Genomic DNA, 22,052 nt, shown 5'->3' on the forward strand with positions numbered 1-22,052 from the left:
CCCTACTTCTTTTTTGATGATTTTATAAAATATGACTTTAATGAAAAGAAACTGGTGATATGGTTGCCTATTTTTTGAATACGGATTTATTTACCTGTAACCAAATTTCTAAACTTACCAATAACCATAGTTTAACACCATATCTTCCCCAAACGTCTCCTTTGAAATCTAACCAGTTACTCAAAATATCACGATTAATATAAGGTGAAATCGCACTATTTCTATTTAACAACAATGTCCTAGCTTCCCGTTGCCAATATTTTTTAAATCCTAGTTGTACGGGAACCATCATGCCACTTTTAGGACGATGAATAATGGTATCTGGTAAAATATCGCTAACTGCTTTTTTGAGTACGGCTTTTTCTTCTACTCCTGAAAGTTTGTATTCAGGGGGAATTTGCATACTTAATTCTACTATTCGCTGATCAAATAATGGTGAAAATCCTTGTAAATCTGCGGCTTGAGTTAAGTTATTGACTTTTGTTAAAATCTGATCTGCACCTTTAAATTTAATATTTAATGCCATTAATCTATTCAAATAATTGGCATTGGAATTTAAGTCAGCAGAAAATATAGATGGTTCATTTTTAAGACTTTGCCAAATTTTTGGTTTTAAAAGTTGTGATAAATCTAATGCACATTTTTGGAAAGAAAATAAATATGCTTGCAAAGAATCTTGCTTATTAACAGAACCATATAAACTATTAATTAACATGGGCTGATTTTTAGGGCCACCAAAGCAAGGATCTCCACCTTCTCCATTGAGGGTAATTTGTACATTTTCCCTTGCCATTCTTCCTAATAATAGGTTTGGGACTGTTAAAGGATCACCGATAGGATCGTCTAAGTAAGCCATTGTTTCTGGTAGACGTTCCCACATATCCCGGAAGGTGATTTCTAAAATGTGGTGTTGAGTTTGGCAATGTTGAGCAACTAAATTAGAAAATTCTAATTCATTTGCAGTTTCTGTACCAAAATAAATTGAATAAGTATGAACTGGTGCAGTATGAAGTTTTGCGGCTAATGCTGTAATGCTACTTGAATCTAAACCACCGGATAAGAATATTCCTATAGGTTCATTTTGTGGTAAATATTCTTGTACAACTTGCTCAAGTAAAGAACGCAGTTTTGTACTATACCATTCTAAAGGTTGATTGCTATCTGTAATCTGTTCTTGTAGTTGCCAATAATGATAAATTCGCTCTGTTGGCATTTGCATTAAGGTTCCGGGACGCATTTCTCTGACGTTTTGCCAAAGTGTTCTTTCTCCGGGGACGAAAGCGCAACAAAGGTAATCTCGCAATGCTACTAAATCTAAATCATTAGAGTGAAAAGGGTTTAGAGTTATTAATTTTGGGGCTATCCAGCGAGTTAAACCAGTGGTGGTGTAATATAGTGTTTGGCTACCGATGCGATCGCGCCCTAACCACAATATCTGTTGTTCACAATCCCAAATTACTAGCCCAAACATCCCCACTAATAGGGTTAAGCACTGAGAACCGTATTTTTCCCACAGTTGTGCCACCAGTTGTTGATTAGTGCAATGATCATTAATCTCTATTCCCAATTTTCGCAGTAATTCACCCCGGTTACTTAGCCACACATCCCCAACTACCACAAATCTTTTTGTCGGACTAATTGCCAAGTGTGCTGGTGCAGAAATAACTGCAAATTGCTCATCTTGCCAAATTACATCTTCTGTTAAACTTCCTAACCTGCCCCATCCTACACACCAACTAGGCTTTATTTCCACACCTGAAATAACAGATTTAGGGGGTTTTAAAAAATTAAATAGCATCGGATATAGATTTACCTTGTTCCCGATAATTGAAAATATGCACCTGATTCACACAATTTTAGTACCTCAAGGAGCAGAATACCAAGCCGTTTGTCGCGGTTTGAGTCGTGTTAAGGCTTCTCAACCCCAGGTGATAGCAATTCCGATGGGTGTGCAACCACTACGTCAATTTTTAGCTTTAAATTGCCAACATTTAAATCAGCGAGTGCTACTGATGGGTTTATGTGGGAGTTTAAATCAGCGTCACAGAGTTGGTGATGTTGTTTTTTATCGAGATTGTGTTGATCAAGAAAATATACAAAAGTGCGATTTTACCTACTCCAGAGAGATACATCGCCAAATTGAGGGTAAAGTATATTTTGTGAAGGGACTAACAAGCGATCGCATGATTTCGTCTGCTGAAGAAAAACGTAATTTACATCAAAAATTTGGTGTTGATGTTGTCGATATGGAAGGATTAGCCGTACTAGAGTTTTTCCAGCCCCTTGGGGTATCAGTAGCCATGCTGCGAGTCGTCAGCGACGATTCTCTCCATGATATACCTAACCTCACATCAGCGATCGCAGCCGATGGTTCTCTCCAACCGTTACCCCTAACCTGGGCATTCATCCGTCAACCCTTAGCAGCTACTCGATTGATTAGCGGTTCCTTACAAGGACTCAAAGTATTGGAGAAAGTCGCTTCCCGTTTACTAACACAGTGAAATTACTACTAATGAAACACCGTTGACGAATCTCAAAAAAGTCTAGAAGCCTTATTATCCGACTTCAGGTTCTAAACATCAACCATTTTTGAATTCGTCAACAGTATCCATAACTAAAAGTCTAAATTACAACTTCGTCACGTTGAGAATCAAAAACAATCTCAAAAGAAGCAGTAGGTGTCAGCTCGCGCAAGTGCCGAATATAACCATCTGCATCTGAACGGCTACGGAATCTCGCCACAATCACCCGTTGCTGATCTGCTACCATACGAGCTATAGCCCAACCATTCAGCCGATTTCTGTAAGTAATTGCCTGATTTTCTGATTTGGTATCTTTGTAATCTGTGTTTTGTGGCATGATTATATTATCCGTATGAAATTTAGTGACTGGCGTTAGTGTGTCTCTTAGGGGGGATAATACTAGCGCCTTTAATTGATGATGCCACCTTGTTATTACATAATTCTTGGATTGTCAATACTTAGTGCAACAACATGACTCATATTAAGCAACAAAACTGAGAGGAATGAAGCTTATAGAGTTGTCACGATACACAAACTAAGTTAACTCCACTAACAAAGATTACAGACTCTGGCAATCTGAATTAAAATGTGAAAAAAATCTCAGTATTGGTATTATTTGTAGAGCAGATTAGAAAAAAATCAGTAATATACCAGTAGCTTTTATCAATTTAAATTTGTAACTTTTAGAACTAAAAAAAATATACCTTCCTAGTTTATTCAGTATAAGTCACCATAATTTTGTATTTTATCTACCAAGACTTATGCAAATAAGACTGAATTGGGTAAAATAACTACGTACCCATAAATTTGGTAAACGAAAATGGCATTACTAACATCAATACTGCAAAAAGTAGCATCTCAAATAGAAGCAGTAATCTTAGTAGAACCAGAATATGAATTAGTTGGACATATTACATTTAAAAATGGAAAAAAATCATGTTTTAGTTCTAACAAATTAAATATTAACGGCTTTGGTTCAGCACATTTAGCTAAAGATAAAGCATACTCTAACTTTTTTCTCAGGCAATTTGGATATCGAGTTCCAGAGGGACAAACATTTTTTAATGCTCAAATATGCAATAAATTATCTAACCCTAGAAATATTGATGATGGTTTTAATTATGCTAATAAACTGGGATTTCCATTAATTGTCAAGCCTCTGAATCTCAGTCAAGGAATATTAGTAACCAAAGTTGATAATCAAGCAGAATACTACGAAGTAGCAGAGAAGATTCTTGCAAATAACTCAGGATTAATTGTAGAAAGATTTTATAGCGGTAATGACTATAGAATAGTGGTATTAGATAATGAAATCATGGCAGCTTATCAAAGAATTCCTTTATCTATCACAGGTAATGGTAAATCTAATATTCTCCAACTTATGCGCCACAAGCAAGAAAAATTTATCCAGCATGGGAGAAAAAAAATTATTGATTTTAATGATTTCCGAATTCATCAAAAATTACAAAAACAGAATTTAAGTTTGGAAAGTATTATCCCCAAAAATACTATTGTATATCTCTTAGATAATGCTAATTTATCGAGTGGTGGTGAATCAGTAGATTATACTGAAACTATCCATGCTGAATTTCAAAAATTATCAATCAATATTACCAAAGACATGGGACTAAGATTAGCAGGTGTGGATATAATTACTAGCGACATCACACAGCCAATAGTAGATTACACACTGCTTGAAGTAAATGGCTCTCCTGGATTATCTCATTATGCTGCCAGTGGTGCAACACAAGCCAAAAAAGTAGAAGACGTATATTTAAAAGTTCTCAAAGCTTTGGAAAATGACTAAGTTCACCAATTTAAAAAATAATGGCAACAGAACTCAGACACACAGAGAAATTCCCCAGCTAAAATCTAAAATCCAAAATGGAATAAATTCACCAATTTCTACCTAGCAGAGATTCAAATTCAGCTTGTAAAGCTTTGATATCTGCAACTCTAGCTACTAGTAAATTATCTCTTCCCGCATCTTTTAACCTTGCTTGCCAATATTGAATACTTTCTGCATTGTTCACCCAAAATTGAATTACCGTGTCTAGTACTTGATCTAAATTCCAACTCCCAATGGGTGGAACCGATTCCACAGACTCTAGAAATGCATCTAGCGTACAAGTCTGGGTTCCCAAATATTCAACACCTTCCGGTTGGTTTTTTTCCCAACTCTGCTGTTGATGATTGAAAAAGTACAAAACTGGAGATACCCCTACAATGTCAAAAGAATATGTCATTCCAGACCTCCAAACGTGTTGTTTAATGGCACAGAAATCTGAGTTTAAGGAAGAAATTACTTCGGTAATATTGCTCTACTACATTCAACTATAACTATAAAAATGTAGAATTACAACCTCAAATACAGGTTTTAAAATTTATTCATAAATTAGCACTTGTAGGCTGAGAGTGCTAATTTGAATTCAGGGAATAAGTTATTTTTTGCAGATGAGTGAGATATAAGAACCCCACCCCGCTATTTCGTGGAGGGGGCTATGATATACTTTTCAATCCTTAATTAATTCCTCCAACTCAATTTGTAAATCTTTGGTTAAATCACTAACACCTGTTCGCAACGCTTGTTTATTTCCCTGGCAACTCTCCCACCGTTCACTTATAGAAATTGGTTCACCAACAATAATCATTGCCTGTTTCAAACCTAAACGTGGTCTTCCTGGTAAAGTAGATTCTTGAATACGAGACAACATATCAAACATTAATAATGCCGTTTCTGCAAACCTTTCCGCAGTCGGTTTTTCTAGAATATAATTAGCAGTCACCGCGACAAAACTCTCTGCAATTCTCATGTGTTGCATTCTCAAATCTGCTTCTTCTGCTACCCAGTCAGCTAAACCACGTTTGAGAGGTGGTAAACTTCCAATATCGGCAATATCATCCCGATAAATGTAATTCCAACCCGCTTCTTCTAGACGACGACATCTATCAATATAAGTTACCCTGGGCTTGAACATTAAAATATTGTTCTGTAATTTGTAAAGCTGTATCCATTAAACGGTGTAATCTAGTAATTAAGATTTCATTGCTAGTCGCTGTTTCTTCTGGTATAATTTCTGGTAAATCTCGATGATAGAAACGGCGATAAAATTCTTCCATTTCCGCGATTAGATATGCAGCCAAACGACAAAGACGTTGATATAATAATTCTTCTAGTTGATTTCCAGTGTAATTAATTTCTGGAATTGGTAAACCGCTATCAATTTCTAATTTAGATAACAGCCAATCTATTTTTTGCCAAGGTGGATTAACGTAACTATATTTAATACCAATGGGGATAATAAAAACCTTTTCTTCCCGATTAGCTTTTTGTAAATCTTCCACACACCAAAAACCCAACTGTGCTGCACCTGGTTCTAGAGGGCTAACAATGCTACTATGACCATTTGTACCTCCTTCTGGTGCGATCGCAATCGGAAATTTAGCATTAGCCAATAAATCCCGCGCTATTTGAATAGAATTTCTGTCTACTCGTCTCCCTCTGCGAACAGGTACACCACCAAGCCCAGAAAACAACCAACCTAACCATTTTCCTGCCCATAGCGTCATTCCCCGTTCATACATAAAATGACTGTGTACTGGGTATTGTAGAGAAATCCCTTTTTCACGCCCTACCTTGGGAACTATGCGTGATAGTAGATAAAACATAGAGAGAGGATCTTCTACTTCAGGGTGACGAAATGCGATGATAAAACGAATTTTCCCTGCTTGAAATTCTTGGTATAATTTGGCTAATACTTCAGCATTTTTGGCTTCAATCTTCACAATACCAGCTGGTAGCCAAGGTCTAGTTCTCACCTGGAGAATGAACGGAAGAACCCAAGAAGTAATCTTGAGTATCAAGGGGTTAAAACGTGGGGAAATGAATTTGAGTGGTGGTTGGGTGGAATGAATTGATTTAGGCAATTTTTTCTCCCGCAGATGTGGCGACGAATAGGACTTTACTTGATTTTGACACCTTTCAGGAATTTAGATGAACACATCACCAGACCAAAAACAATTTGCACCAGCAACCCAACGCAACCGCGAGGCCATCTTAGAGGTGCTTTTACAAGTATTACCTGCAAGTGGCACTATTTTGGAAATCGCCAGTGGCACAGGAGAACACGCTGTTTTTTTTGCCCCTAGCCTCAAACCCCGTCAATGGCTACCTTCTGACCCTAACCCCATATTACGCGACAGTATTAAGGCTTGGGCAGAAGAATTCAAAAGTGATAATCTTTACCCACCTTTGGAACTTGATGCTAGTCAACCAATTTGGCCAGTGGAAAAAGAAAAATTACCAAATTCTCCAATTGTCGCCATTGTCAACATTAACATGATTCATATTTCCCCCTGGTCAGCCGGTTTAGGACTCATGGCTGGTGCTGGGCGGATTCTGCCATCAGGTGGTATCCTTTACTTGTATGGCCCATACAAACAAAACGGCAAACATACAGCACCTAGTAACGAGGCTTTTGATGAGTCATTACAAGCACAAAACCCAGAATGGGGAGTGCGTAACTTAGAGGATGTTGTTGCAGCCGCTAATGCCCAAAATTTGACCTTGCACAAAACTTACCAAATGCCAGCAAATAACCTGTCACTAGTTTTTCGCCGTAATTCGTAATTTGTAATTCGTAATTCGTAATTCGTAAATTGAGTCTACTGTCAATGCGATCTTTAATTTCTAATTCACAAATAGAGATTTATAAACTTAACGTCAGTTCGATAAACCTCATACCAACGTCTGTCTGACACGGAGAGAGGTAGAAATACACTTAGTTTCCACAGAAAAATTAGGGTTTCAAAGCCTCTCCTCGTGAACAGAGAGAGGTTTGGAGAGGGGTTTTCAATTTGTTAAAATACAAAAAGTAGAAAATTTTAACTTTTGACATAATTATCCTAAAATTATTTTTTACGAAAGGGATGATAGAAAAAAATATTTTAGTTGTTGCCGCACTGTATAAATTTGTGAGTTTACCTGATGTTGTCGAAATGCAAGCATCTGTACTGTCTTTTTGTCAGGAACAAGGCATTAAGGGAACAATTTTACTTGCCCAGGAAGGCATTAATGGTACTATTGCTGGTTCACGTCAAGCAATTGATGCCGTTTTGGCGTTTCTCCGTACAGACCCGCGTTTAGAAGATTTAGAACATAAAGAATCTTACACCGACACCCCACCTTTTGAAAAAATGAAAGTGCGGTTAAAAAGAGAAATTGTAACTTTAGGATTACCAGAAGTTGACCCCAATGAAAAAGTTGGAACTTACATCAGTCCTCAGCAGTGGAATGATTTGATTTCTGACCCAGAAGTAACAGTAATTGATACCCGCAATGATTATGAAGTGAAAATCGGTACATTTAAAAGAGCAGAAAATCCGCAAACGCAAATATTCCGAGAATTTCCAGAATATGTAAGTAAACAACTTGACCCCAACAAACACAAAAAAGTTGCCTTATTTTGTACTGGTGGCATTCGCTGCGAAAAAGCCTCATCTTATTTACTTTCCCAAGGCTTTGCAGAAGTCTATCACCTTAAAGGCGGCATTCTCAAATATTTAGAAGAAATCCCCAGCGAACAAAGTTTATGGGAAGGAGAATGCTTCCTTTTTGATGACAGAATTGCAATCCGTCAAGGCTTAGAAGAAGGAACTTATGAATTATGCTTCTGTTGTGGTCATCCCATTGCGGAAGACGATAAAACCTCACCAAAATACGAACAAGGTATTTCTTGCCCCTACTGTTTTGATAACATGACCGACGAAAAAAGAAGACGACAACAACAAAAATGGAAACACTATAGGTTGGGAAAGTGATTGGTGACTTGAGAAAATAACCCAATTACGAATTACGAATTACGAATTACGAATTACGAATTACGAATTACGAATTACGAATTACGAATTACGAATTACGAATTACGAATTATTTTAAATCTTCCTAGCCAAAGTCAAACCATCAGCGATAGGTACTAAACTAAGATCAACCCGCGAATCTTGATGTAACTTTTGATTAAAAGCGCGAATCTTCTTAGTTTGATTATCCTGCACTTCGGGATCTGCAACCTTGCCAGACCACAGGACATTATCAACAGCAATTAGTCCACCTGGTCGAATTAATTGGAGCGATCGCTCATAATAGTTCTCATAGTTACCCTTATCAGCATCAATAAAGGCAAAATCGAAGGTTTCCCCCTCCCCTGCTGCAAGCAATTGATCTAAAGTTTCCAAAGCTGGAGCAATCCGCAAATCAATTTTATCTGCAATTCCTGCTTGTTGCCAATAACGCCGACCAATGCTTGTATATTCTTCACTCACATCACAGGCGACAATTTTACCATCTGTTGGCAAAGCTAAAGCCACCACCAAAGAACTATAGCCCGTAAATACACCTATATCTAAAGTCTTTTTAGCTCCTAAAATCTTCACCAACAACGCCATCAACTGTCCCTGTTCCGGCGAAATCTGCATGATAGCCATTGGCAATTGGGCAGTTTCTTGACGCAGTTGAGTTAAAACTTCCGGTTCTCGCACGGAGACTGATAGTAAATAATCATACAAATGTTGTCCTAAGCCAATTGTTTGTTTTACCATAATTTATCTGCTTGATTAATTCTGCTGTGAAAACTCAAACCGCTTCAGTATTCTAATTGATCTTTACTCTTACCAATTACCAGACCCAATAAATAAGATTAAGTATACGAACATCATAATAAACCATACTTCTTTGATTGTGTGTAAGTATTCAGGATAAAGAATAGTTCAAGTCATGAGAATAAAGGCTTTTTTAGTCAAATTTGATGATTTTGATAAAATATCACTTTTCTCTATTTTTGATTTCATAAGCATTCTGACTCCTGACTCCTTACGATTGTGTAGAGATGTTTCAGCCATAGTCCCAGCATGAATTAATTGTCAACTTCCCTTCTAAAATAAAATCTAATCTGTGGAAATTCAATTACTAAACTAGCTGTTGTGAGAGGGGAATATAATGAGCCGTCCGATTATTCTTGGTATTGTTGGTGACAGCGCAGCAGGTAAAACGACACTAACTAGAGGAATTGCTCAGGTACTTGGCCCAGAGAATGTTACCCTCATCTGTACAGATGACTACCATCGTTACGATCGCCAACAACGGGCAGAAATTGGAATAACTGCTATCCATCCTGACTGCAACTATTTAGATATTATGCAGCAGCATCTATCGTTGCTACGCACAGGACAGCCCATTCTCAAACCAGTTTACAGTCACAAAACAGGGACATTTGAAGCACCACAATATATCAAACCGAATAAATTCGTAATTATTGAGGGCTTATTGGGTTATTCTACCCGTGCTGCTCGTGATGCTTATGATGTAAAAGTTTACCTTGCTCCGCCTGAATCACTCCGTGCTGATTGGAAAGTTAAGCGAGATACACAAAAGCGCGGTTATACCGCAGAACAGGTATTAGCAGAACTAGAAAAACGGGAACCCGATTCAGAAGCATTTATCCGTCCTCAGCGTCAATGGTCGGATATTGTGGTGAGTTTTTATCCTGCTAACGAAAATGAAGATGGAAGCAATGGTCATTTAAATGTACGGTTGGTACTACGTCCATCTATTCCCCATCCCGATTTTACCCAGATTCTTGATGCTGGTAATGGTAATTCTCAATCAGCGGTGCGTCTGGGACTAGACAGAGATATGGGTAAACCGGTAGATGTATTAGAAGTTGATGGTCACGCTACTTTGGAACAGGTGACCAAGATAGAGCATATTATGTGTTCGGATATGCCTTACTTAAAAAATATATGCGATCGCGAAATTAATCCAGAACTAGGAAAAATCGCCGGCACAACAGGGGAAACTTTGCAAAGTTATCCCCTCGCACTTACACAGTTAATTATTACTTATCATATGCTCAAAGCTACGCAAATTTACCAGTAATATATTAGGAATGGGCTGATCTACCCGTTTCTGGCATTTAACAGCAACCTTTCATACCCTGATAGATAGATCAGCAATAGCAGTAGTTGTGCGATGATCGCTATTGGGACGCTTCCCAGTTGCTAAGGTTGCTTTTAATATGACCATTTACTTTTACAAGGTTTGGCAGCCATACGGCTGTTTTTCTAACTTCTCTCCTCACCCTATCGAAGTGCAGGGTAGTCACTGGCCAACAGTTGAGCATTACTATCAAGCACAAAAGTTTGTTGGCAGTACAGATGAGGTTATTATACCATTAATCCATGCATCTGCTACCCCTGAAGAAGCGGCTGCCTTGGGGCGTTGCAGCACTCGCAAACTTCGTCCAGACTGGGAAATAGTCAAAATTGAGGTGATGCGATCAGCTGTACGAAAAAAGTTTACAACTCATCCAGAAATTCGCAAAGTTCTTTTGGTAACAGGTGATGAAATTTTGGTCGAAAATTCACCCACAGATTATTTTTGGGGCTGTGGTGCAAATAAAACTGGTCAAAATCATCTAGGGATAATTCTCATGAGTGTACGTGAAGAAATCCGTCAATTATTGTCTTTGCCAGTGATCACCAATTTATAAGTAAAAAGATTTACAATTGTCATGGGGTTGCAGTTTATAGCAATAGCATTAACCTTGCTGTTTAAATATTTATAAGCTTATTACAACAATTACTTCAAAAGCCTGAATAATTTAAGTGATATTACGGAAAATTTCCGGAAAATTTAGATTTGAAATTTCTTAGTTATACTATATAGATTAAGTCGAAGAAGAATACATCCGTCAGAATGCAACCAGTGGCGAGTCTAAATCCTCCACTGATTGTTTGCCCTTGGCGTTCCCGAAGGGTAAACCACCAAATTTTCAATTTAGTGGGGGTCTTAAACCCGATTATTCATCTGCCAGTCGGACAAAATTCATTCTGACTTCTGACTCCTGAATTCTGTTAGATAAAGCCATAACTTGACATCAGGGGAAAATTAAAAAAAATATTTTTGAGAAGGCAAATATTAGTAATGACTTTTAGTGAAGATCAGCCAGATGGTTTACAGCAAGAAAATTTATTGCACAAAATGATTAAGCAGATTCGGCGATCGCTGGATCTCCAAGAAATTTTAACTTCAACTGTTACAGAAGTGCGTTTATTCTTGCGAACAGATCGAGTCAAGATATATCGGTTTGATACTGATGGTAGCGGTGAAGTCATTGCTGAATCTATTCATAACAATTGCCTACCATCATTATTAGGACTTCATTTTCCTGCCAATGACATTCCAGCATCAGCCAAAGAGATGTTCTTGTTAACAAGACAACGCTCAATAGTAGATGTAACTGCGGGAACAATTGGGTTATCACCGCTAAAGTCAGCAAAAAACGGTAAACCATTACCTACAGAAAATATTCACTATCGACAAGCAGACCCATGTCATCTTCAATATTTAAAGACCATGGGTGTAAAATCTTCCTTTGCAGTCCCAATTTTAGAATACGACCCCACAGGACAATCGACACAACCAAAACTGTGGGGATTGCTAGTATCCCACGACAGTCAAACGCGAACGATTTTAAAACAAGAACTCAAAGTAGTCACCCAAGTTGCCGATCAAGTTGCGATCGCTATTTCCCAAAGTAACCTCCTCAGCGAAGCTAGAGCCAAGCAGAAGCAAGAAGCCATCATTAATCAAGTCACAACCCTATTACATCAACTACCCACAATCCAACTACAAGAAGCACTAGAAGCAACAATTACATCCTTTAATGGTATTGGTGGCAGGCTTTATATTCAACAGAGTCAAGAAATATATACCTATGGTGAACAACCACAACTAACTTATGAACTAGAAAATATTGCCATTGAACAACATCCTGTTTGGCAAAACTGGATATCTGAGTACAAACCCGGTCAAATTTGGCCAATTTCTGACCTTTATAAACAACCTGATTTCAGAATTTTAGCTCTAGCCTTTAAGTCCACTCGGATTCGGGGACTAATGATCATTCCCCTCCACTACCGCGAAAATTTCATTGGTGTATTAAGCATTTTTCGCCCAGAATTAGATAGTGAAGTTCTCTGGGCAGGAAGATTAGATCCTAATAAGCATCAAGAATTACCACGTCTTTCCTTTGAACTTTGGCGAGAAGAAAAAAAAGGTCAAGCACCTGCATGGAAACCGGAAGAAATAGCCCTGGGAAAAGCTTTGTCTCATAACTTTGCCATGGCAATTCAGCAGCAACAAACATACCAACAAATACAGTTGCTGAATACTAACCTAGAAGTGAGAGTACAGGAACAAACAGCTGAAATAGAAAAAACTCTGCTGCTGACTAAAGCTCTCAAGCAAGTTACAGACCAAATTCGTAGAACTTTGGACTTGAATAAAATCCTACAAACCATCGTCCAAGAAGTTCGTCCTCTACTCAATTCTGACCGAGTATTGATTTATCAATTACTGAATGAAGGTAATGGTGAGGTAATAGTCGAAGAAGTTAATGGTAATTGGCCATCGGTTTTGGGCATGAAGCTACCATCAGAATGCTTTCCTGAAGAGTATGCCCGTCTTTACTTACGGGGCAGAGTGAGAGCAATTGACAATATATTTACAGATGTATTAAGCACTTGCCATCGAGAATTCTTGGAAAGTATGCAAATCCAAGCCAATTTAATTGTACCTATCAAAATGGAAACCCAACTTTGGGGTTTATTAGTTGCCCATCATTGTGAATCACCACGAAATTGGCAAGATGCAGAAATTGATTTGTTACAACAGTTAGCAGACCAAGCTGCGATCGCAATTCAGCAAGCCCAACTCTACCAACAAAGCTGTAGCGCCGAAGCCGAAGCGATCGCTAAAGCTGCACAACTAGAGCATACATTGCATCAACTCCAAGAAACCCAATCTAAACTAATTCAAACAGAAAAAATGTCCGGTTTAGGACAGTTAGTTGCAGGTATAGCCCACGAAATCAACAACCCTGTCAACTTTATCTACGGCAACCTTTGTCATGCCAGTAATTACACAGAAGACATACTCAAACTTTTACAACTCTACCAATCCCACTATCCTGACCCTATAGCTGAGATTTGTGAAACTATGCAAACCATAGACTTTAACTTTGTGATTCAAGACCTACCAAAAATCATGTCATCAATGAAACTAGGTTCAGATCGCATCCGTTCAATAGTCCTATCATTACGCAACTTTTCCCGTCTTGATGAAGCTGAAAACAAGCGAGTTGACTTACACGAAGGCATTGATAACACCTTACTAATTTTGCAACATCGGCTCAAACCACATAGTCATTTTCCTGGTATTGAAGTCATGAAAGATTATGGTGACTTACCAAAGGTAGAATGCTATGCCGGACAAATGAATCAGGTATTTATGAATGTTATTAACAATGCTATTGATGTCTTAACTGATCAAATAGAGGAAAGTTCAAAATCCGCCGATATTAAACTTTTACCCGCTATTCGGATTTCTACCAGAGTCTCAGCACAAAATTCCTATCTGTTAATTAGCATTGCAGATAATGGCCCAGGCATGAGTGAAGAAGTTAAAAAGCGGATATTTGATCCATTTTTTACAACAAAGCCTGTAGGCAAGGGTACAGGACTAGGATTAGCAATTAGTTACCAAATTGTTGTTGAAAAACATGGTGGACTAATGGAATGTATCTCAGCACCAGGAAAAGGTACAGAATTCTGGATTGAAATTCCCCTGAAATTAACAAGAGAAAAAAATAGTTAATTAGGGCAAGGAATTCGGAGTTCGGAGTTCGGAGTCAGGAGTCAGGAGTCAGGAGTCAGGAGTCAGGAGTCAGGAGAAAGAAGATGGTAGTTCATCTTAATTTAATCAATAATATATTTGCTAAAAAAGTAAAGTTTAATGAAGAAAATTAGCACCTCTATCTACAGGTGCTACTCTAAATATAGAAGCAAAAGGAACTAGCTTCCCTGGCAGATCAAACAGCTAGAGTTGAAAAGTAAAAAGAGGTCAAAACCGCTGTTAAATTCCTATCTGTCTCGTCAAAACAACACAACACCCAACGCGAACGCTGATATTCCCTCAAAAGATTAAAATCAGTGGGCAATGTATGTGCTTTTCATTGTTTATTAAAGTGATGAAACTTACTACATCCCAAGATAGAATCAAACAATAAGAAGAGGGAAACACCAAGTTAATAGATGTTGGGTGTTGTTGTGTGTAACAGAGAATAGGCAAGAAAAAAGTGGCTTTAGCCCAGAGAGCTTCAATCCTATCTTCTCACACCATTTCACGAAAAGCCTGATACAAATCATTGGTGTTTAATTCTTTCCCCACTGCTCCCCTACTCCCCTGCTCCCCTGCTCCCCTGCTCCCCTGCTCCCTATGTGTATTAACTTTAAAGTGAAACAGTATCAGTCCCCAGCGTTAGGCGTAAGTTTGTACTACAATTGAATAGCAACAGACACTTAAAAATAGCGCCTTATGTCAATTATTGCGCTCAGAGCGTGGTATCTACAAGATTATGAGCCAATTACAGAATTGGAAAAACGTCCCCCAGACATTCGCTTGAGTAAAAAAAGCTTACTCAAAACTGGACTACGTGCGGATTTTTTGGAAGAGAGTGATGAAGTTAAAGCTTCAACTTGGTTTAGGCGCTATTTGGAAGGTGAAAACACTGAATTTTATATTGAGGGTAGCGGTGGTTATTGTGTAGCTAACATTGATTTGATTAGCCATGAAATATATTTTACAAAACAAGCGTTGTTAGCTCAGTTAGAACCAACGATTTTTTTCTGCTATCAAACGGAGTATGCCGCAGCGAGTGATTTGCTTAGAGAAGAACTGCAAGAAAGCTTGAAAACTTTAAACTTGCGCTCGCGTTTGCCCTTAACATTAATAGAATCATCCCGTCCTAGCAATGCACCTCTGCGGCTGAACCGCACCATGATGCGGAAAATTCGTAAGAGTTTATTATTTATTGCCGACACCACAGCCATAACAAGCATTGATAGCAAAGAAACTCATCAACTAATTCCTAGTCCCAATGTCTGCGTAGAAATTGGTTATGCGATCGCAACTAAGCGGGCTGAACAAATTTTATTAGCACAAATGCAACGCCCAGAATTAGAAGGGCAATTTCCCTTTGATTTACCCGTGCAGCAAATTTTACAATTTCAAGACAGTCCCGAACTAAATAAAATCCTCACAGGAGCCATTGAAACCCAGTTAGCACGGTTTAAATTATTTTAGAGACTAAATAATGGGGAGAGTATTTATTTATCTTTCCCCTGCTCCTCTGCTCCTCTGCCCCCCTGCCCCCTTTCCCCAATCTCCAACTTTTTGGGAACCACTTCCGGGGAAGTAAGCGTCGTGAGGCGAAAGTAAAAGTTCTGAACTCTGATGATTTTGGTACATCTGATACTTTTCCCGTGTGCTTACCCTTTTCATAGGGGGCCGACGTGGTTAACAATAGGTTGGATGTATTTAAAATGATGTGAATTTATGCCTAGAACTCCAAACGAATATGCCGTTTTCCTTCTTTTGGATAGCGGACATCGGGAAGAAGTGCGTTTTCCTACGATTCAAGAGTTTCAGAAGTGGTATAGTGGGGAGCTTGTGCCAAAGTCAGCTTCTAATGATTTTATTAGCGTACCGATTAAAAATATTCAAGGCGAATATATGGTGGTGCGTCCATCCCGCATTGTTGGCATTCGGGTAGAACCGATTTTTAGCTCTAGTATTGAAAGATGATGAGAAAAACCTTTGCTTTGCTGTCTTTGAGTCTGGGAATTGCCCTTGTAAATCCACTTTGGTCAGTTGTTGCTCAAGTTCCGACTACACTGCCGATACCAATACCGACTACTCCAGAAGTCTTACCAGCACTCCAACCTGTGAACGTGGAAAACGCTTGTAACACCCAAGGTTGCTTGGGTTGGGATGAGCAACTTTGGGGTCAACAAGGAGATAGGCAAGCACTGTTAACTTCCATTGATCATAGTTTGCGTTACTTGGGAACGAGTAAAGCGATCGCTACTTATCAAAATTATCCAATTAAAGAGATTACCCTAGATCGTGTCCGTCGGAGTTTGTTACGCTTCCGGCAACTTGTTGTTAGTTCCAAGTCAGCAGCCGAACTACAAGCCGCTGTCCGACGGGAGTTTGTTTTCTATCAGTCTGTAGGCAACGATGGCAAAGGTACTGTTAAATTTACAGCTTATTACGAGCCGGAGTATACCGCCAGCCGGGTGAGAACTTCAACATATAAATATCCCTTGTATAAAGCACCGGCAAACTTTAAAGAATGGGCTAAACCTCATCCAAAACGAGTTGATTTGGAAGGTAAAGATGGTTTATTGGGGAATAAAAGCAAATTACGTGGCTTAGAGATGCTTTGGTTCCGCGATCGCATGGATGCATACATGATCCATATCCAAGGTTCTGCCCAAATTAAATTAACCAATGGTAGAAGAACCTCTGTAGGCTTTGCCGGAGGAACAGATTATCCTTGGACTAGTATCGGGGGAGAACTAGCTAAAGATGGTAAATTGCCACTTAGCGGCTTAACCATGCCCAAGTTACTGAGTTATTTCCGTCAAAATCCCAGGGAGTTAAATAATTATTTACCACGCTGGGAAAGATTTGTTTTCTTTCAAGAAACTAACGGTGCAGCAGCTACAGGCAGCATTAGTGTACCTGTAACAGCAGAGCGTTCCATAGCCACAGATAAGTCTCTCATGCCACCTGGCGCACTGGCATTGATTAACAACTCATTTCCTTATCCTGCTGGTGGAGGAAGATTGCAGCCTCGGAGAGTTAGTCGTTTTGTCTTAGATCAAGATACAGGCAGTGCGATTAAAGGGCCAGGAAGAGTAGATTATTTCATGGGAACTGGTCAACTAGCAGGCGATCGCGCCGGCATTACAGGCGGCAACGGTTCACTGTATTATTTACTACTTAAATAATAAGAAGTAGGAGTTCAGGAGTCAGGAGTCAGGAGTCAGGAAAAAGATATAGCGGTATGCATTTGAATGAAATACATCATAGCCCCCTCCCCGCAAGCGATGAGGGGGTTGGGGGTGGGGTTCTTGTATCTCACCCAATCGAGAACCACTATAAATATTATTCCCCCTGCACCCTGCACCCCGCTCCTTTTCCTCTTAAGAGTCCCTAATATGGTGGATAACCAAATTCATCATCATCTGCATACACATAAGAATTGGTAACACCAGCCATTTCCACCTTAGAAACTTCTGGTTTAATAACTTCCTTACCAAAATCCTTGTGTTCTTCAAAAGCCTTACAAATAATTGCCGACTCAGGAGAATCTGAGGCAATCATATAATCTGTTAAAGTTGAAACCGTGGGATGTTTGTAATCCACAGTTGAAGCCACCAAAGCCGTATTTGGCTCAATCCCTCTTTCTTCACATTCAATAATTGGGCAAAAAATTCCATGGGCATGGAATAAAGGACCCTTTGGAGTTACAGGTTTCTTCTGGAAGGCGGCATAAGCCTTTTCTAATTCTGCGACAAAACCACCGATTGGTCTACCTTGTTGATATTCAGAATAACTTTTACCAAAACTAGCTCCTGCTGAACCACTAAGAGTTAATTGCAGAGGTGATTCGTGTAGAAACTTTTTATCTTCACCCACTAAAAAAATGAGATGGCGAGTAAAAGTTTTAAATTTAACTTTATCAGCTAAAAAAGCATCATAATTATCTTTAAAAGTACCCAATTTCATGCCAGTTTCTCTGTCTTTAACAGATAATGGCCCGCGACGCACAATTACTAATCTAGGAGTAGTGCTAATAAAAACAGTTTCCATTCCCGAACTAAATTCATGCTCTACCTGTTGCCAATTTTCATCAGGTTGAAAACCAACAGATTGGGCATTATCCCGGCTAATTGCTAAACCATAGCTTTGTAAACCATCCGTACCATAGCGAGGATTGATCATCAAACCCCAGGGAAGCACTTGGGAAGGAGGGGCGTTAAATTTTTCGTCTTCAAAGTCGAACTGGGCAGATGCTTTCATGATTTGAGAATATCACAGTGCTTAATTTTACAAGTCTATCTCTTGTACCATATTTTGTACCATCCATCTAAGATATCAGGCACATTCTGAATTAGATTTTAACAATTTCAGTTTAAACATCGTCGATTTCAGCCTCAGCAGGGATAACCAGATATAATCGCTACATGAACATTATAGGTACTAAAATTTTGCCGTTGTAACCTGTATATTTGTATTTTTCAACTACTTTTGTGGCAATATCTCTTCCTTTACCTGATGAAACTAAAGCCACGCAAGCTCCGCCAAAACCTGCTCCTGTTAGCCTTGCACCAAATACTCCTACTGTGTTCTGCAAAATTTCTACCAAAGTATCCAGCGCAGGTACAGAAACTTCGTAATCATCCCGTAAACTGGCATGGGAAGCATTCATCAACTCTCCAAATCGCTCAGGTGTAACTGCCTGTAAAGCTTCTAAAACGCGATTATTTTCTGTTACTACATGACGGGCGCGATCGCATAACGGTTTAGATAATGTTTCTATAGTCTTGGTGTCAGTAATATCTCGCAGGGCTTTCACTCCTAACAAATGCGCTGCCTCTTCACATTCCGCACGACGCTGATTATAACCACTAGTGGCAAGTGTACGCGGCACACCGCTATCTATAACTATAATCTCTGCTCCAGGTGGAAAAGGCACGAGATAGCGTTCTAGGGTACGAGTATCTAAAAATAAAATATGTTTGCTATCCGCCAAACTAGCAGCCATTTGATCCATAATGCCGCATTGCACACCAGCATAGTGAATTTCTGCTTGTTGAGCGAGTTGAGCAATTTCCACATCATTGAGAGGAAGATCAAAAAGTTGACGTATTGCTCTCAATGTTGCCACTTCTAAAGCCGCACTGCTAGATAAACCCGAACCTATAGGCACAGATGATTTTACATATACTAACAGAGATGGTATTGTGTACCCTGCGGTTTTTAATACTTCAATACAGCCATAAATATAGCTGGCAAATCCAGATGGCGAATGGTGCGTATCTAATATAGTGACTTGCTCATTTAAATTTTCTGAATAAAAATGGTGTGCATTATCTCTACTCATACCCAGTAATACTGTTGTGCTTTGAGGAATAGCAGTTGGCAGCACAAAACCATCGTTATAATCGGTATGTTCACCAAGTAGATTTACCCTGCCTGGCGCACTTGCTTCTGTTTCGGGTATTGTATTGAATATTTCTTCAAAATTCATAATCTTTTTGTTTCGCGCAAAGTCGCAAAGGGGCAAAGGAAGAATTAAGTGTATACCTGAAATTTGCGGGAATTCCCGGTTATGTTTATTTAACTAAAGGCACAGGACGCGATCGCCCTCCTACTTCTACACTGGGAAAATTCGAGTCAAAAGTCAAATTTTCTAATTTCCCATCCTCAAGAATTACAAAAGTATCTTCCACCTTTGCCCCGGCTAAACTTGGGTTCCAAGCGACAGCCATTCCTGCGGCTAAAGTATCGGTAGTAGTTGGAGTGGCAACAATTTCTCTAGCTAAATATCCTGTAATTCCTCCCTGATGATGTTCACGGATAGCATGGGGAAATCCATGTTTTCCATAAGCTTGATCTAGGGAGCGATAAATTGCGTCGAGGGCAGTTCCGGGTTGAGATAAGTTTAAAATAAAAGCTTCAATTTCCCGCACATGACGATGCAATTCGGCATTCTCATTTGAAAGGTTGCCAAAACTCACAAATCTCGTCAAATTGGCATACAAACCATAACCTCTAGCGCAAAATACCAGCATTGCTTGCCGTCCAATTTCTTCTCCTGTGGGTGTGGCATGACGGTATAAGGGTAAACGTCTTTCTCCTGCTACCAGTGTTACTGCTGGATGCAGTCCCCTTGCCCATAATGCTTCTGCACCTGCACCAGCTAACTGATATTCTGTCCAAGTAGGTTCTGCGGCTGTGAGTACCTCTGTCATCGCTTGGCTGGCTTTTAGTCCTATTTGGCGATATCGCTCTAACTCCCTTGGCATCAGTACCCGTTTCCGGTTTTGTAAAGATGCTGGTAATGGCTGCTCTATAACTGGAATAGGTTTATCACTGAGAACTTTTCCCCCATTTGTAACCTCACAGACAAAAGTTTCACGATTAGCAGCCTCAGCCCAAGAACTGATGTATACTTGAAAATTTGGTGGTAATTCTTCATCTTTCAGGCGTTGCGCTTCAATTTCATCAGTTAATATCCACGCACCTTCAGAAGTTACTAATACTTCTGCTACGCCAGTTTCCGCAGTTAGTAAAACAGTGTGAGAAGCGCCCGCAGTTGCCCAAGCGAACCAATCTGTACCACGTAAACGTATAGCCTGTACCCCAGTTTCAGCTAGGGTTTGCCTCATTAGTTCCAGCTTGGCAGAGACTTCTTCATTCATATAAAAGATACAGATAGATAGAGATAATTATCAAGTTTCTCTATGTCTGTATGCGTCTATCTGAGGTTGTGAACTGAGGTTTTCTGATACTATACCTGTAGATATTTAACACTATAGAAAAAGTTTTTTTCTTCAGCATAAATACCAGTGTTTCTTACAAAAAAGGGAACAGGGAACAAATAAGAAACTTTAGTTCTGAGTTTAAATCTCAGTCAAAAAACAGTGTCATGTTTTTAAACATGAGTTTTTCTGTTAAGAGTTCCCTTTGAACTGGCAATAAAGCTGCTTGCATCTAGCTCTTAACAAATGTCCACTCCAGTATATTGATAGGAGCTTCCTGAAGTGCTTGACTCAGTTCGGCATTGGTTTCAAACTTTGCCTGGAATATTTCACAAGCTTCGATGTTGACTGTAAATTGTTCTTCTTCAAAGGGCCAAGGTTTGACAGTAACTAACTGATCACGGCGTTGCATGATGTCATATCGCTGACCTGAAGGACCCTTGCTAATTTCCAAAAACCGCTCATCGGCAGGTAGTTCTTGTTGACAGAGGATGAGAGAAAGGCGATCGCACCATTGCATAAATGCATAAGCTGCATCAACTTCCGATTTTTCAATACCCAGTTCCTCTCGCCAACGTTGCTGATTTTGAAGTTGCTCATCCAGAAATCTGTCTATTTTTGCAGACTTACCTCTTCGTGGCTCATGTAAACGGCTGATGTGCATGGAAATTAATAGAGCTACCCACCTTCCCCGATAGAGGGCGTTCTTTGCCAGATCAGCTACTTTCTGGAGACCGCTCTCTGCATCATCATTTGAATGAAGGGTGAAATCCCGTGGCGCACCTGCTTCAGTCAGATTTTCCTCTTCCCACTCTTTTTCTAGGTCATCGTGATGGGAAATTGCAGCCAGGGTTTCATAAAACCGGACTGGAACATCTTTTCGTCGCCATTGTCCTGCTAGTTGAGCCGCTAGTAAAGCATGAGCGCGGTGATAAATTATTTTCCAACCATTTTGTGTCGCGTTGACAATCACAAATCTATCTCCTGACTCTAAGTTTTGATTGGGTTTCATTACAGTTATGCAAAGTTTGTCAACCTTATCCAACATTGCAAGATAAATTTTTTTATGGAGCTAAT

18 protein-coding genes and 1 pseudogene are annotated in these 22,052 nt (G+C 39.3%); 10 read left to right on the forward strand and 9 right to left on the reverse strand.

Going from position 1 to position 22,052, the window contains the following annotated elements:
* Positions 1 to 67: 67 nt before the first annotated feature.
* A complete protein-coding gene (locus ACOWPH_RS03670; protein ID WP_015214046.1) occupies positions 68 to 1,798 on the reverse strand; it encodes an asparagine synthetase B family protein in 1,731 nt (576 codons plus the stop codon).
* 37 nt (positions 1,799 to 1,835) lie between these two features.
* On the opposite strand from ACOWPH_RS03670, the gene ACOWPH_RS03675 reads away from it, so the two are divergent.
* Entirely contained in the window at positions 1,836 to 2,501 is a 666-nt protein-coding gene (locus tag ACOWPH_RS03675) for a purine or other phosphorylase family 1 (protein WP_015214047.1), read from the forward strand.
* A 121-nt stretch (positions 2,502 to 2,622) separates the two neighbouring features.
* On the opposite strand, the gene ACOWPH_RS03680 is transcribed toward ACOWPH_RS03675, so the two are convergent.
* Entirely contained in the window at positions 2,623 to 2,859 is a 237-nt protein-coding gene (locus tag ACOWPH_RS03680; protein WP_015214048.1) for a hypothetical protein, read from the reverse strand.
* Positions 2,860 to 3,342: 483 nt separating this feature from the next.
* Between ACOWPH_RS03680 and ACOWPH_RS03685 the strand changes: the two genes are divergently transcribed.
* On the forward strand, positions 3,343 to 4,329 hold the full coding sequence (locus ACOWPH_RS03685; protein WP_015214049.1) for a hypothetical protein: 987 nt from the start codon (positions 3,343 to 3,345) through the stop codon (positions 4,327 to 4,329).
* A gap of 88 nt (positions 4,330 to 4,417) precedes the next feature.
* Here ACOWPH_RS03685 and ACOWPH_RS03690 read toward each other — a convergent pair whose 3' ends face one another.
* The gene (locus ACOWPH_RS03690; RefSeq protein WP_015214050.1) at positions 4,418 to 4,768 is read right to left on the reverse strand and encodes a hypothetical protein; all 351 of its coding nucleotides are present in this window, start codon (positions 4,766 to 4,768) and stop codon (positions 4,418 to 4,420) included.
* 267 nt (positions 4,769 to 5,035) lie between these two features.
* Positions 5,036 to 6,449, reverse strand: a pseudogene (locus ACOWPH_RS03695) (lysophospholipid acyltransferase family protein).
* Between the two features lie 67 nt (positions 6,450 to 6,516).
* Here ACOWPH_RS03695 and ACOWPH_RS03700 point away from each other — a divergent pair.
* The gene (locus ACOWPH_RS03700; RefSeq protein ID WP_015214052.1) at positions 6,517 to 7,152 is read left to right on the forward strand and encodes a class I SAM-dependent methyltransferase; all 636 of its coding nucleotides are present in this window, start codon (positions 6,517 to 6,519) and stop codon (positions 7,150 to 7,152) included.
* A gap of 299 nt (positions 7,153 to 7,451) precedes the next feature.
* Positions 7,452 to 8,342: a rhodanese-related sulfurtransferase gene (locus ACOWPH_RS03705; protein WP_015214053.1), complete on the forward strand. Its 891-nt coding sequence runs from the start codon at positions 7,452 to 7,454 to the stop codon at positions 8,340 to 8,342.
* 114 nt (positions 8,343 to 8,456) lie between these two features.
* On the opposite strand, the gene ACOWPH_RS03710 is transcribed toward ACOWPH_RS03705, so the two are convergent.
* Positions 8,457 to 9,119, reverse strand: coding sequence for a class I SAM-dependent methyltransferase (locus tag ACOWPH_RS03710; protein ID WP_015214054.1), 663 nt, complete (start codon positions 9,117 to 9,119; stop codon positions 8,457 to 8,459).
* Between the two features lie 397 nt (positions 9,120 to 9,516).
* Here ACOWPH_RS03710 and ACOWPH_RS03715 point away from each other — a divergent pair, with 397 nt between their 5' ends.
* From ACOWPH_RS03715 to ACOWPH_RS03740, 6 genes are all read left to right on the forward strand, one after another.
* A complete protein-coding gene (locus tag ACOWPH_RS03715; RefSeq protein ID WP_015214055.1) occupies positions 9,517 to 10,455 on the forward strand; it encodes a phosphoribulokinase in 939 nt (312 codons plus the stop codon).
* Between the two features lie 139 nt (positions 10,456 to 10,594).
* Positions 10,595 to 11,068 (forward strand): NADAR family protein, encoded by a 474-nt coding sequence (locus ACOWPH_RS03720; RefSeq protein ID WP_015214056.1) that lies wholly within the window; start codon positions 10,595 to 10,597, stop codon positions 11,066 to 11,068.
* A gap of 434 nt (positions 11,069 to 11,502) precedes the next feature.
* Positions 11,503 to 14,235: a GAF domain-containing protein gene (locus tag ACOWPH_RS03725; RefSeq protein WP_015214057.1), complete on the forward strand. Its 2,733-nt coding sequence runs from the start codon at positions 11,503 to 11,505 to the stop codon at positions 14,233 to 14,235.
* 720 nt (positions 14,236 to 14,955) lie between these two features.
* Entirely contained in the window at positions 14,956 to 15,723 is a 768-nt protein-coding gene (locus ACOWPH_RS03730; protein ID WP_015214058.1) for a hypothetical protein, read from the forward strand.
* Positions 15,724 to 15,975: 252 nt separating this feature from the next.
* The gene (locus ACOWPH_RS03735) at positions 15,976 to 16,224 is read left to right on the forward strand and encodes a hypothetical protein (RefSeq protein WP_015214059.1); all 249 of its coding nucleotides are present in this window, start codon (positions 15,976 to 15,978) and stop codon (positions 16,222 to 16,224) included.
* A complete protein-coding gene (locus tag ACOWPH_RS03740) occupies positions 16,224 to 17,435 on the forward strand; it encodes a murein transglycosylase A (protein ID WP_042464802.1) in 1,212 nt (403 codons plus the stop codon). Before ACOWPH_RS03735 ends, ACOWPH_RS03740 begins: the two co-directional genes overlap by 1 nt.
* A gap of 205 nt (positions 17,436 to 17,640) precedes the next feature.
* Here the strand turns inward: ACOWPH_RS03740 and ACOWPH_RS03745 are convergent, their stop codons facing one another.
* From ACOWPH_RS03745 to ACOWPH_RS03760, 4 genes are all read right to left on the reverse strand, one after another.
* Positions 17,641 to 18,510: a DUF5895 domain-containing protein gene (locus tag ACOWPH_RS03745; RefSeq protein WP_015214061.1), complete on the reverse strand. Its 870-nt coding sequence runs from the start codon at positions 18,508 to 18,510 to the stop codon at positions 17,641 to 17,643.
* A gap of 160 nt (positions 18,511 to 18,670) precedes the next feature.
* Positions 18,671 to 19,741 (reverse strand): galactokinase, encoded by a 1,071-nt coding sequence (gene galK / locus ACOWPH_RS03750; protein ID WP_015214062.1) that lies wholly within the window; start codon positions 19,739 to 19,741, stop codon positions 18,671 to 18,673.
* A gap of 85 nt (positions 19,742 to 19,826) precedes the next feature.
* Positions 19,827 to 20,915: a M24 family metallopeptidase gene (locus ACOWPH_RS03755; RefSeq protein ID WP_015214063.1), complete on the reverse strand. Its 1,089-nt coding sequence runs from the start codon at positions 20,913 to 20,915 to the stop codon at positions 19,827 to 19,829.
* A 292-nt stretch (positions 20,916 to 21,207) separates the two neighbouring features.
* Entirely contained in the window at positions 21,208 to 21,948 is a 741-nt protein-coding gene (locus ACOWPH_RS03760) for a DUF3891 family protein (RefSeq protein ID WP_042465889.1), read from the reverse strand.
* Between the last annotated feature and the right edge of the window lie 104 nt (positions 21,949 to 22,052).

This window comes from Anabaena sp. PCC 7938 (genome assembly GCF_049315035.1).
GTDB classification, from domain to species: domain Bacteria; phylum Cyanobacteriota; class Cyanobacteriia; order Cyanobacteriales; family Nostocaceae; genus Anabaena; species Anabaena cylindrica.